Below are 12,238 nucleotides of genomic sequence, written 5' to 3' on the forward strand. Positions count from 1 at the left end.
TCATCCTCGTACTGGACGTACTTGGATGACTCCGACAACGCAGCGTGGGGGCACCTCCCGTGCCCGAAGGGCTACGGGGGAGTGCGTGCCAGGCGGGAGTTCTAAAACACGGCCTAACGGGACGGTCGCTGAAACCGTGTCCGGCGGCGGGCCTGGCATCGTCGACGCGAAGTTCAGCGGCACCTTCACGCCACTCCCGTCTGTCGGCAGGGGTGGCGTGAACTGGACGGGCAGCGCCTGCTGAAGGCGAGAAGGGCGCGGTTGCCCTGCAGCGGCTCGGTGAGGTCGGGCCGGATCTCCGGGTTCGGGCGCCACGGCGCCGTGCTCCCCGCGGAGCGCCTCGTGCAGCGCCCGCGGATCGGCCTCGGCGACCGGGCCCTACAGACTGTGCGGTTGATCCGGGCTCATGCCATGGGCCGGGCAGCCCGGAGGCGGAGTGAGCCCGTGCCGGTCTCGGGAGTCGGCGCAGTGGTCATGAGGCCTCCTGCGTCGTGGCGAGGGTCTGCAGATACCGCATCAGCGCCATCAGGACGTCCCGGCTGGACGCCCGTTGCCGCGCGTCGCACAGCACGATCGGCACCGAATCCGGCAGATCGAGCGCGCCGCGCAGCTCCTCGACGGGGTAACCGGGCGCGCCCGGGAAGGAGTTGACCGCCACGACGAAAGGCACGCCCCGCTCCTCCAGGCGTCCGATGACGTCGAAGCTGACCTCGAGGCGGCGGGTGTCGACCAGCACCACCGCACCCAGCGCGCCCTCGAACAGGCCGCGCCACAGGAACCAGAAGCGCTCCTGTCCGGGCGTGCCGAACAGATAGAGCACCAGCTCCTCGTTGATGCTGATGCGGCCGAAGTCCATCGCGACGGTCGTCGACGTCTTGCCGCCGATGCCGGCCGTGTCGTCGATGCCGACGCCGGCCTGGGTCATCGTCTCCTCGGTGGTCAGCGGCCGGATCTCGCTGACCGAGCCGACCAGGGTCGTCTTGCCGACTCCGAAACCGCCCACGATCACCACCTTGACGGCGGCGGCGGCGGTCGCCGGCAGCACATCCTCGCTCCGCGGCCCAGTGGTCCGCGCGGGCTGCTCAGAGCCTCTGAAGTCCATCGATCACTGCCTCAATCAAAGCGCGGTCGGGGAGTTGGGCGGGTGGGACGGGCGCGCGGGCGATCACCCGGTTGTCGGCGAGCAGATCGCCGAGCAGGACGGTGACGACGCTGACCGGGAGCCCCGTGTACGCGGAGATCTCGGCGACGGACAGCGGCGCCTGGCACAGCTGGGTGATCGCCGCGTGCTCCGGCTGCATACCGGGCTTCGGCCGGGACCTGGCCACGATCAGAGTGACCAGGTCGAGCTCGACGGGAGCCGACGACGTGCTGCGACCGCCGGTGATCACATAGAGCCGCTCGGGACTGGCCTCTTCCCAGTCCCCGCCGCCCGGGTGGCTCACCTGGCCGGCCCGTCCTGGCGGGGCGGGCTGCTCAAGTGCTCGCCGATCCGCAGGACGAGGTCCCGCATCCGCTGGCCCATCAGCCCGGCGTCGACCCCCTCGCCGGCGAGTACGGCGAGAAAGGCTCCCGCTCCGGCCGCCATCAGATAGAAGAATCCGCCGTCCATCTCGATGACCACGAGCCGCATCCGGCCGTCGCTGTACGGGAGTTCGGAGGCGACGGCGCCCGCCAGGGACTGCAGTCCGGCGCAGGCGGCGGCCAGCCGGTCGGCGGTGTCGGTGTCCGTGCCGTACTGGGCCATGCGCAGACCGTCGGCGGAGAGCACGACCACATGTCTGGTCTGCGGCACTCCTTCCGCGAGGTCCTTGAGCATCCAGTCCATGTTGGCCTGCTGCTGAATCATGGCTGCGTGTTCCCCTTGCTAGCGTCGGTGGCATCCCCGGAGAGGCCGCTCTGGAAGGCGGCCAGCCACATTCCGGGCTGCACCTGTGGTGTGGGCTCCTGGTCGGGAGCCGGGGTGGGCGTGGACGACGCCGGCGTGACGGAGGCGGCGGGCGCAGCGGTGGCGGGCGGGGTGGCGGGCGTCTTGCGGCGCCGCTGCGGGAGGCCGTTCGGGGTCCGCTCGACCACGACCGGTGCGGGGTCGTCGGCCATCGGACCGGTGACCGCGCGCTGCACCGGGGCGGCAGGCGCAGCCGCAGCCAGGGCCTGGGCCGCTGCCGGAGCGGGTGCCGTCGCCATCGTCGGGACGGCCGCGGTGGCCGGGAGCGTCGTCAGGGGCACGGACGATGCCCCGATGCCGTGGGCGAGACCGGTCGCGGACGCGGACGTGGTGATCATCTCCTGCGGGACGATCAGGACCGCGCGGACACCGCCGTACGCGGAGGAGCGCAGCGAGACCTGGAAGTCGTACGCCTGTGCCAGGCGGCCGACCACGGCGAGGCCGAGCCGCGGGGTCTCACCGAGGTCGTTGAGGTCGATGCCCTGCTGGGCCTGGCGGAGCATGCGCTCGGCCCGCTTGCGGGCCTCCTCGCTCATGCTGACGCCGCCGTCCTCGATCTCTATGGCGATGCCCGACTGGACGTCGACGGCGGTCAGATGGACCTTGGTCTGCGGCGGTGAGTAGCGGGTGGCGTTGTCGAGCAGCTCGGCAAGGGCGTGGATCAGCGGCTCGACGGCGGGGCCGACGACGGCGACCTCGGTGACGGAGTGCAGCTCGACGCGCTGGTAGTCGATGATCCGCGACATGGCGCCGCGCATGACGCTGTACAGCGGCACGGCCCGGCTCCACTGACGGCCGGGCCGCGCACCGCCGAGTACGGCGATGGAGTCGGCGAGCCGGCCGATCAGCGCGGTGCCGTGGTCGAGGCGGAGCAGATCGCCGAAGACGTCCGGCGCCTTGCCGTGCCGGTCCTCCATCTCGCGGAGTTCCTGGGCCTGTTGGTGGACGATGGCCTGGACACGGCGGGCGATGTTCACGAAGGCGCGCTGCGCGGACTCGCGCAGGTCCTCCTCGGCGACGACAGCGCCGACGACCGTGCGGACGACGTCCCGGTGGGCCTCGGGAGCGGCGAGCGAGGCCAGTACGTCCTCGGGGAACTCTCCCTTGCGCAGCCGGTCCACGACCTCGGGCAGCAGCGTCCCGGCGAGGTGCGCGGTCTCGGCCGCCTGGCGGGACAGCACGGCGTCGCGGTCGGCGACGGCCCGTCGCAGGGCCTCGATCGACCGGCCGCGGCGGGCGGCCTCGGCGCCAATGGCCGCGACCGCGACGGCGGCGACGGCACCGATGACCGCGACGGGGACACGAGCCGGAGCGGAGACGAGTGCCACCGCGACCGCGGTGGCGACAACTGTCAGAGCGGCGGGCAGCAGCCACCCGAAAGAGGCCGCGGATCGCGGGCTTCCACTTCCGGGCGACGATTCCTCACGGACCATCAGCACCCTCAAACCATCTGAACGGAAACGATCATATGACGACGGGCAGGGAGCATAGTCGTTCAGAAGCAAGGGTGTTGACGCCGGGTCACTGTTTGGACACACCTTCCTGACGCGCCCTGCCGCACATGCGGAAGGGCGCCCCGGACCACATGGTTCCGGAGCGCCCTCCGCACGCTGTCAGGGGTCGTGGACCCCAGCAGGTCAGGCCGCTGCCGTGTCCGCCGCCTGAGCCCTCAGGGCTCGCTCGATGCCCGCGCGGGACTCCGAGACCAGCCGGCGCAGGGCCGCGTTCGGCTCGGCTGAATCCAGCCATTCTTCCGTCGCGTCGAGCGTCGCCTGCGACACCTGGAGCGAGGGGTAGAGACCGATCGCGATCTGCTGGGCGATCTCGTGCGAGCGGGACTCCCACACGCCCTTGACCGCCGCGAAGTACTTCTCCGCGTACGGGGCGATCAGCTCACGCTGGTCGGTCTGGACGAAGCCGCCGATCACGGCCTCCTGCACCGCGTTCGGCAGCTTGTCGGACTCGACCACCGAAGCCCACGCCTCGGCCTTGGCCTCCGGCGTCGGACGCGCGGCCCGAGCGGTCGCCGCGTGCCGCTCACCGGCGGCCGTCCTGTCGCGCTCCAGCTCGCCCGCGATCTCGTCCTCGTCGAAGACGCCGGTCGCCGCCAGCCGCTCCACGAACGCCCAGCGCAGCTCGGTGTCCACGGCCAGGCCCTCGATCGTCTCCCGGCCCGCCAGCAGCGCCTCCAGCAGGTCCAGCTGCTGCGGGGTGCGCGCGGTCGCCGCGAACGCCCGCGCCCACGCCAGCTGGTGGTCGCTCGCCGGCTCCGCCGCACGCAGATGCGCCAGCGTCGCGTCCGTCCACTGCGTCAGACCCACCTCGCGCCACTCCGGCGCCGCGTACAGGTCGATCGCCAGCTTCACCTGGCGCTGCAGCGACTGGACGACGCCGATGTCCGACTCCTTCGCGATGCCCGACAGCACCAGCGAAAGGTAGTCGCGCGTCGCCAGCTCACCGTCGCGCGTCATGTCCCAGGCCGAGGCCCAGCACAGCGCCCGCGGCAGCGACTCGGTGAAGTCGCCCAGATGCTCCGTGACCGCCTTCAGCGACTCCTCGTCCAGGCGGACCTTCGCGTACGACAGGTCGTCGTCGTTGAGCAGGACGACCGCCGGCCGCCGCTTGCCCACCAGCTCCGGTACGCCGGTCAGCTCACCGTCGACGTCCAGCTCGATCCGTTCGCTGCGCACCAGCTTCCCGGCCTCGTCGAGGTCGTAGAAACCGATCGCGATCCGGTGCGGCCGCAGCACCGGATCGCCCTTCGCGCCGGCCGGAAGCGCGGGGGCCTCCTGCTTGACCGCGAAGGAGGTGATCGCGCCGGACGCGTCGGTGTCGATCACCGGGCGCAGGATGTTGATACCGGCGGTTTCCAGCCAAGCCTTCGACCATGTCGTCAGATCGCGGCCGCTGGTCTCCTCCAGCGCGCCCAGCAGATCCGTCAGCCGGGTGTTCCCGAACGCGTGCTGCTTGAAGTACGCCTGCACGCCCCGGAAGAACTCGTCCATGCCGACATAGGCCACGAGCTGCTTCAGCACCGACGCGCCCTTGGCGTACGTGATGCCGTCGAAGTTCACGAGAACGTCATCGAGATCGCGGATCTCGGCCATGATCGGGTGCGTGGACGGCAGCTGGTCCTGCCGGTACGCCCAGGTCTTCATCGAGTTCGCGAACGTGGTCCACGAGTGCGGCCACTTCGACTCGGGGTGGTACGCCTGACAGGCGATCGACGTGTACGTGGCGAACGACTCGTTCAGCCACAGGTCGTTCCACCACTCCATGGTGACCAGGTCGCCGAACCACATGTGGGCCAGCTCGTGCAGGATCGTCTCCGCCCGCACCTCGTACGACGCGTCCGTCACCTTCGACCGGAAGACGTACTGGTCGCGGATGGTCACCGCGCCCGCGTTCTCCATCGCGCCCGCGTTGAACTCCGGCACGAAGAGCTGGTCGTACTTGGCGAACGGGTAGGCGTAGTCGAACTTCTCCTGGAACCAGTCGAAGCCCTGCCGGGTGACCGCGAAGATCGCGTCCGAGTCCAGGAACTCGGCGAGCGACGGACGGCAGTAGATGCCCAGCGGGACGCTCTGCCCGTCCTTCTCGTACGAGCTGTGCACGCTGTGGTACGGGCCGACGATCAGCGCGGTGATGTACGTGGAGATCCGCGGCGTCGGCTCGAAGGCCCAGACGTTGTCCTTCGGCTCCGGCGTCGGCGAATTGGAGATCACGGTCCAGCCCTCGGGCGCCTTCACCGTGAACTGGAACGTCGCCTTCAGATCCGGCTGCTCGAAGCTCGCGAACACCCGGCGGGCGTCCGGCACCTCGAACTGGGTGTAGAGATAGGCCTGTTGGTCGACCGGGTCGACGAACCGGTGCAGACCCTCACCGGTGTTGGTGTAGGAGCAGTCCGCGACGACCTTCAGCTCGTTCGGGCCCGCGTGCAGATGCGCCAGCGCGATCCGGGAGTCCCGGAAGACCGCGGCCACGTCCAGCGACCTGCCGTTCAGTACGACCTCGTGCACGGCGGGCGCGACCAGGTCGATGAAGGTCTCCGCGCCGTCCTCGGCGGAGTCGAAGCGCACAGTGGTCACGGACCGGTAGGTGCCGCCCTCCTGTGCCCCGGTGAGATCGAGGTCGATCTCGTACGAGCCTACGGTGAGCAGGCGCGCCCGCGCTTGCGCCTCTTCACGGGTCAGGTTTGTGCCAGGCACCCGGTCATCCCCTCGGTTCTGTCATCGGTATGTGACGTTTCGGCCATCCTTCCACGAGGGGCAGCTCAGCCGCCCGCCGTGAACGCGATGACCGCCTCAGGGAGATCCCGGAGGCGGTCAACGAGGGTTTCGACGTGGCTTTCGACGCGGCCTCAGAGGTGGCTTTCGAGGGCCGGCCGCCCGGGACTCAGCCCTTCAGCTCCTCCGCGACCAGCTCCGCGATCTGCACCGCGTTCAGCGCGGCGCCCTTGCGGAGGTTGTCGTTGGAGAGGAAGAGGGCGAGGCCGTTGTCGACCGTCTCGTCCACGCGGATGCGGCCCACGTACGAGGCGTCCTTGCCGGCGGCCTGCAGCGGGGTCGGGATCTCGGAGAGCTCGACGCCTTCCGCGTCCTTCAGCAGCTCGTACGCGCGCTCCACGCTTATCGGACGCTCGAAGCGCAGGTTCACCTGGAGCGAGTGGCCGGAGAAGACCGGGACGCGCACGCAGGTGCCGGAGACCTTGAGCCCGGGGATCTCCAGGATCTTGCGGGACTCGTTGCGGAGCTTCTGCTCCTCGTCGGTCTCGTGGGAGCCGTCGTCGACGATCGAGCCGGCGAGCGGGAGCACATTGAAGGCGATGGGGCGCTTGTAGACGCCGGGCTCCGGGTAGACGACGGCATCGCCGTCGTGGGTGAGCGCCGAGGCACGGTCGGCGACGGCCTTCACCTGGCCGTCGAGCTCGGCGACGCCCGCCAGGCCCGAGCCGGACACGGCCTGGTAGGTGGTGGCGACGAGCGCGGTGAGGCCGGCCTCCTGGTGGAGCGGCTTGAGGACGGGCATCGCGGCCATCGTCGTGCAGTTCGGGTTGGCGATGATGCCCTTGGGGCGGTCCTTGACCGCGTGCGCGTTGACCTCGGAGACGACCAGCGGCACGTCGGGGTCGCGGCGCCAGGCGGAGGAGTTGTCGATCACGACGGCACCCTGGGAGGCGACCTTCTCGGCGAGGGCCTTGGAGGTCGCACCGCCGGCCGAGAAGAGCACGATGTCCAGGCCCGAGTAGTCGGCGGTGGCCGCGTCCTCGATCGTGATCTCCTGGCCCTGCCACTCGATCGTGGAGCCCGCCGACCGGGCCGAGGCGAACAGCCGCAGCTCGACGACCGGGCCGAGAGAATTAAACGCAGCCCGCTCGGCGAGGATCTTGCGCATGACCGTGCCGACCTGCCCGGTGGCTCCGACGATTCCGACCTTCACGGGACTCCTCCGTACGTTTGTGCAGCCTGCGTGGCCTGGGGTGCTCTCCATGATGCGTATGTCCCTGCCCGCCTTGTCCAATCCATTGTCCGAGGGGCGGGACGGATGCTCCTCCTCACACCCGAAGGGCGGGCGTCCTACGGACGCCCGCCCTCTTGGTGCGATCGGTCACACCGCTTCACATCGTTACGGAGTGACCTTCTCGATCACGACGCTGCCGGTGCCCGCGGCCGTGCCGCGCGCGTTCAGCAGCTGCACCTCGCCGAAGAACCGGCGTCCCTCCGGCGCCGCGCCGCTCACCAGCACATCGGCGGTGACCTGCGCGCTCGCGCCGTTGGCCAGCGAGAAGGTCTTCGACTCGTCGACCTTGACCGTGCCGAGCGCCGAGGAGAAGTACACGTCCTTGTAGTCGTACGTGGTGCCGCCCGGCGACACCGCGTAGCCGTCGACGAGGATCGTGTACGTACCGGCGGCCGGGTTGGCCACGGAGACGGACTCCTCGGAGTCACCGTCCGCGGACTGGCCGACGAGCTTGCCGTCCTTGACGACCGTCAGGTCCAGGTCGGCGGACTTGTCCGAGGTGTTCCCGATGACGACGTCGAGCCGCTCGACACCCGCGCCGATGGTGACCGTGGACACCTGGCGCTGGTCCTGCGCGATGGTCGGCGTCGCGGTCTTCGCGGAGCCGAGCGAGCCGCCCTTCAGCTTGCCCTCCAGCGCGGCCGCGTCATTGGTGACCTTCCAGTCGACCGTCGACGGGGTACCGATCTTCGCCTCGGGCAGGGTCTTCACGGCCGGGTCGAAGGACGCCCCGAGCAGCGTGACGTCCAGCTGGAACGGGTTGTCCAGCAGCGGGGACGTACGACGCGACTCGACCTCGATCTCCCAGACGCCCGGCTGCGGGTTCGCGTACGAGCGCACATCGGGGCGGCAGGTGTTGGCCGGGTTGTTGTAGTTCGCGTAGCAGACCGTGGACGCGGTGTCCTCGAACGCCACGCCGTACGGGTGGACCGAGATGAACCGGGTCTGGCTGCCCGTGCCGAGACCGCTGAGCGCGACCTCCAGGGTCTTGGCACCCTGCGGGACCGTCACGAAGTAGGACCGGTTGCTGTTGCGCTGCACCGAGCCCTTGGCGGTGAAGGTGTAGGCCGGCTTGACCAGCTCGTTCGACGCGACCACGGTGGCGAGGATCTGCTTGTCGACGCCCTCGGTGCGCTCGTCGTCCGCCTCCAGGATGGCGCTGTGGACGCCCGCGGAGGAGGCCTTGGCCTGCACCTTGACGGTGACCGGCTTGTTCAGCGGCAGGTAGACGGCGCCGGAGCCCGGCAGGTCGAAGGTGCCGTCGTTGTACTTCCAGTCCAACTCGTGCCGGACGGGACGGTTCGGACCGCTCGTGCGCGTGATGGTGACGTCGTACGTCTTCTTCTGGCCGGTCTTCAGGCCGCCCTCGCGGTCGTAGATACCGGCGCCGAAGCCCGCCTCCGGCTTCAGCAGGTGGTCGAGCGCGGTGTCGACCGGCGCCTTCACCGTGTACGAGTGGGCCGTGGCGCCGTCCTCGATCGACTCCCACGCCTCGTTGATGTCGATCAGACCCGCGCCCTGCTCATGCGCCTTCACTCCGGGGATGCGCTTGGCGGTGCTGGTCAGCGCGGTGCGGAGGGTGAGCGGGGAGAGCTCGACGTGGCGCTGCTTGGCGGCCGAGATGAGCAGCGCGCTCGCGCCCGCGGCCTGCGGCGAGGACATCGACGTGCCGTTCAGCATGCCGTAGCCGGCGGGCAGCTTGTAGCCGGCCTCGGCCACCGGGGCGCCCGCCTGCCAGGTCGGGATCGTGTTGATCGCCGAGCCGGGGGCGGAGATGGTCGGAGTGAAGTTGCCGTTCTCCGTCGGACCGCGGGAGGAGAAGTTGAACATGTTGTACGGCTTCTCGACCTGCGAGCCGTAGTTGGCGGCCCAGGTGGCCTTGGAGATCGCGGCGCCGACCGAGAGGACCTTGTTGGCCAGGCCCGGGTCACCGATCGTGTTCACGCCCGGGCCCTCGTTGCCGGCCGAGATGACCAGCTGGACGCCGTAGGTGTCGATCAGCCGGTTGTAGAGCAGGGCGCGCGCGTTGTCGGCGCCCTCGCCGCGGTCGCTGTCGTCGTAGTTCAGCGCGGGCAGGCCGCCGATGGACATGTTGACGATGTCGACGCCGCGGTTGACGACGAGGTCCTGCATGCCTTCGAGCAGGGCGATGTTGGTGCAGCCGCCGCTCCAGGTGCAGGCGCGTGAGGAGACCAGCTTGGCGCCGGGCGCCGCGCCGTTCATCCGGCCGCCGAAGAGGCCGTTGGCGGCGGTGATGCCGGCCACGTGGGTGCCGTGCGAGCCCTCGATGACGCCGATGTTGACGTAGTCGGAGAACTTCCCGGCCTCGAACTCGACGTTCTTGCGGATCTCCACCACGAACGGGATGCGCTCGGCGATCTCGGTGGCCGGGTCGTCCGTACCGAACCAGCCGACCTGGTAGCCGTCGTTGTACGGCTTCATCGCGGTGTCGTTGGTGAAGTCCGCGTCGTCGTTCAGGTCGACGCGCACGGTGCCGGCGGCCGGGTCGTAGAGGACACCCCACTTGTCGGTGGTGTCGCCGTCCCGGTTGAGGTCACCGGCCATGTCGCCGCCGAGGGTCGCACGCTCCTCGAAGACACTGAGCCTGTACTCGCCCGCGGGCGCGTTCCAGGTGCGGCCGCCCGCGGTGAACACGGGGCCGGTCACGGCGGCGTCCATCCTGCGCCAGGTGCCGTCGCCGTCCTTGACGGGGTCGGTCGCGGTCACCCAGTCGACGATCTTGCGCTCGCCGGTGGAGGTCTTCTGCAGGGCCGGGTGGCCCAGGTCGACGCCGGAGTCGAGGATGCCGATGGTCACTCCGCGGCCGTCGGCCTTGGGGTGGTCCTGGACGAACTCCACGGCGCCCGTCTCGTGGGACGGGTTGTACGGGTTCTTCGCCGGGGTCTTCTTGCCCGGCGCCGGGTACGAACCTGCCGTCGGGCCTTCGGAGGCGGCACCCCTGGCGCCCGCGTCCGGCCTCGGGTCGTCCAGCTTGATCTCGCGCTGGAGGTCCATGCCCTGGACGGTGGAGAGCTCGCCGGCCCGGTCGAGGGCGCTCTTCGCCTTGCCCGTCGGGAGCGTGGCCCTGACGTAGCCGAGCTTGTCGTTCTTCTGGCCGACGACGGCGCCGGCGACGGCGTCGAGCTGGCCGGCGACCTGCTCGGTCTGGCCGGGAGCGGTGGCGACCATGACCGTGACGGTCTTCTGGCCCTTCGCCTCCGCCTCGGCGAGGAGTTCGGCGTCGGCCTGGCCGAGCTTTTCTGCGGGCGTCTCGGAGGTCTTGACCGGGCCGGTCGCACCGGCCGGATCATCGGCGGCGGTCGCGGCGGAAACGGGGGCGGCGCCGGAGGCCACAAGCGCGGCGACAAGGCCTGCGGCAGCGGCGACCCGGGCCACGCGTCTGTGCCCGGATATGGAGCCCTGGGACTCGAGGGTGGTCATCAGCATCCCTGTTTTGTGAAAGAAGGGTCCGGAATTCGGTACCGGATGACCGCTCAGCCTTTCGCAAGTGACAGGGGTTTGTGGAGAGTTGCCGGAGGCGGGATGTGGCCATGGCGTACATCCGCCACTGGCGGGACATGAGCCATGGGGGACAAACGGCTGAATAACCGACGAGTTGGCCCCGCTCGGCCGTTCAACGGTGGACGGTTCGGCGTTGAACGATCAGCTTTCGCGGACCTTCGCGTAGTGCCGGGAGGCCTTTGCCCGGTTGCCGCACAGTGCCATGGAGCACCAGCGCCGCGTGCCGTTCCGTGAGGTGTCGAAGAAATGCAGGACGCACGCGTCATGGGCGCAGGCGCGGACGCGGTCGGGCGCGGTGTGCAGCAGATCCAGGTAGTCGCGGACGGCCGTCCAGCCCGGACCCCACGCGGGGTCGGCGAACTCTGCACGCTCGCCCGGTCCTTCGGCGGTGAGCGTCGCGCGGATGCGCCCGTGGTCCAGGACCGCGTCGGCCCGTGCGGCCGCGGCGGCGTCCCCGCGGTGGTCCACGGCGGCAGCCAGTGCGTCACGCGCGACGAGCGTCTTCTCCAGGGTGGGGCCGTCGGCGGCGAAGCGGTCACCGAGACCGGTGCTCGCCAGCCAGATCCGCAGGCCGTCGACGGAGGTGAGCAGGTCCTGCTGCTCGCCCTCCTGGATCCAGCGGGTGTTGAGCAGGTCCAGGGAGACCGGTTCACTGACGAGCGGACGGGGATCGGGCGCGGCGGCGGACGCGGTCATGGCGGGCTCCCTCTGCTGGCTAACCCCTCAAGGGTACGTGACCGGTTGACGAGGCTCGATCTAACCTATAAGTTTGGATTAGGAGGTTAGACATGACAGTGATCAGCGCGCTGCGCACCGGCCACATCGGCCTGAACGTGACGGACATCGAGCGCTCGCTCGCCTTCTACAGGGGCGTCCTGGGCTTCGAGGTGATCGGCGAGGGCAAGGAGGAGGGGCAGCGCTACGCGTTCCTCGGCCGCGACGGCCGGCTCACGCTCACCCTCTGGCAGCAGGCCGGCGGAGCGTACGACCCGGGCCGCGCCGGACTGCACCACCTGGCCTTCGAGGTCGACACCCTCGACGAGGTGCGCACCGCCGAGGTCGGGCTGACATCCCACGGAGTGGACTTCGCGTACGACGGCGTGGTCGCCCACGGCCCGGCCGGCGGCTCCGGCGGGATCTTCTTCCACGACCCGGACGGCACCCGCCTGGAGATCTTCGCCGCCACCGGGGCGGAAGCCGGCACCGCCCCCTCCGCCGCACCGACCTGCGGTTTCTTCTAGAGGATCA

The 12,238-nt window shown here is 70.0% G+C and carries 9 protein-coding genes; 1 reads left to right on the forward strand and 8 read right to left on the reverse strand.

What is annotated here, in order from left to right:
* Positions 1-472 precede the first annotated feature (472 nt).
* The 8 genes from ACZ6ZQ_RS31345 to ACZ6ZQ_RS31380 all read right to left on the reverse strand — a co-directional run bounded on the left by ACZ6ZQ_RS31345 (position 473) and on the right by ACZ6ZQ_RS31380 (position 11,686).
* Positions 473-1,102 (reverse strand): GTP-binding protein, encoded by a 630-nt coding sequence (locus tag ACZ6ZQ_RS31345; protein ID WP_469771897.1) that lies wholly within the window; start codon positions 1,100-1,102, stop codon positions 473-475.
* Positions 1,083-1,445: a DUF742 domain-containing protein gene (locus tag ACZ6ZQ_RS31350; protein ID WP_469771898.1), complete on the reverse strand. Its 363-nt coding sequence runs from the start codon at positions 1,443-1,445 to the stop codon at positions 1,083-1,085. The genes ACZ6ZQ_RS31345 and ACZ6ZQ_RS31350 overlap by 20 nt, the downstream gene beginning before the upstream one ends.
* Positions 1,442-1,849, reverse strand: coding sequence for a roadblock/LC7 domain-containing protein (locus tag ACZ6ZQ_RS31355; RefSeq protein ID WP_469771899.1), 408 nt, complete (start codon positions 1,847-1,849; stop codon positions 1,442-1,444). The genes ACZ6ZQ_RS31350 and ACZ6ZQ_RS31355 overlap by 4 nt, the downstream gene beginning before the upstream one ends.
* Positions 1,846-3,381, reverse strand: a complete 1,536-nt coding sequence (locus ACZ6ZQ_RS31360; protein ID WP_469771950.1) for an ATP-binding protein — start codon at positions 3,379-3,381, stop codon at positions 1,846-1,848. Before ACZ6ZQ_RS31360 ends, ACZ6ZQ_RS31355 begins: the two co-directional genes overlap by 4 nt.
* A gap of 204 nt (positions 3,382-3,585) precedes the next feature.
* Positions 3,586-6,156 carry an aminopeptidase N gene (pepN, locus tag ACZ6ZQ_RS31365; protein WP_469771900.1) on the reverse strand — a complete coding sequence of 857 codons (2,571 nt, stop codon included), beginning with the start codon at positions 6,154-6,156 and terminating at the stop codon, positions 3,586-3,588.
* Between the two features lie 187 nt (positions 6,157-6,343).
* A complete protein-coding gene (locus ACZ6ZQ_RS31370) occupies positions 6,344-7,387 on the reverse strand; it encodes an aspartate-semialdehyde dehydrogenase (RefSeq protein ID WP_469771901.1) in 1,044 nt (347 codons plus the stop codon).
* A 186-nt stretch (positions 7,388-7,573) separates the two neighbouring features.
* Positions 7,574-10,909, reverse strand: coding sequence for a S8 family serine peptidase (locus ACZ6ZQ_RS31375; protein ID WP_469771902.1), 3,336 nt, complete (start codon positions 10,907-10,909; stop codon positions 7,574-7,576).
* A gap of 222 nt (positions 10,910-11,131) precedes the next feature.
* Positions 11,132-11,686: a CGNR zinc finger domain-containing protein gene (locus ACZ6ZQ_RS31380; RefSeq protein ID WP_469771903.1), complete on the reverse strand. Its 555-nt coding sequence runs from the start codon at positions 11,684-11,686 to the stop codon at positions 11,132-11,134.
* 92 nt (positions 11,687-11,778) lie between these two features.
* Between ACZ6ZQ_RS31380 and ACZ6ZQ_RS31385 the strand changes: the two genes are divergently transcribed.
* Positions 11,779-12,231 carry a VOC family protein gene (locus tag ACZ6ZQ_RS31385; protein WP_469771904.1) on the forward strand — a complete coding sequence of 151 codons (453 nt, stop codon included), beginning with the start codon at positions 11,779-11,781 and terminating at the stop codon, positions 12,229-12,231.
* Positions 12,232-12,238: the final 7 nt, after the last annotated feature.

The organism is Streptomyces sp. NPDC053673 (genome assembly GCF_055585225.1).

Coding starts and splice junctions, on each gene's coding strand:
- ACZ6ZQ_RS31345 (WP_469771897.1), bottom strand. CDS start 1,102: ATGGACTTCAGAGGCTCTGAGCAGCCCGCGCGGACCACTGGGCCGCGG.
- ACZ6ZQ_RS31355 (WP_469771899.1), bottom strand. CDS start 1,849: ATGATTCAGCAGCAGGCCAACATGGACTGGATGCTCAAGGACCTCGCG.
- ACZ6ZQ_RS31360 (WP_469771950.1), bottom strand. CDS start 3,381: ATGGTCCGTGAGGAATCGTCGCCCGGAAGTGGAAGCCCGCGATCCGCG.
- ACZ6ZQ_RS31375 (WP_469771902.1), bottom strand. CDS start 10,909: ATGACCACCCTCGAGTCCCAGGGCTCCATATCCGGGCACAGACGCGTG.
- ACZ6ZQ_RS31380 (WP_469771903.1), bottom strand. CDS start 11,686: ATGACCGCGTCCGCCGCCGCGCCCGATCCCCGTCCGCTCGTCAGTGAA.
- ACZ6ZQ_RS31385 (WP_469771904.1), top strand. CDS start 11,779: ATGACAGTGATCAGCGCGCTGCGCACCGGCCACATCGGCCTGAACGTG.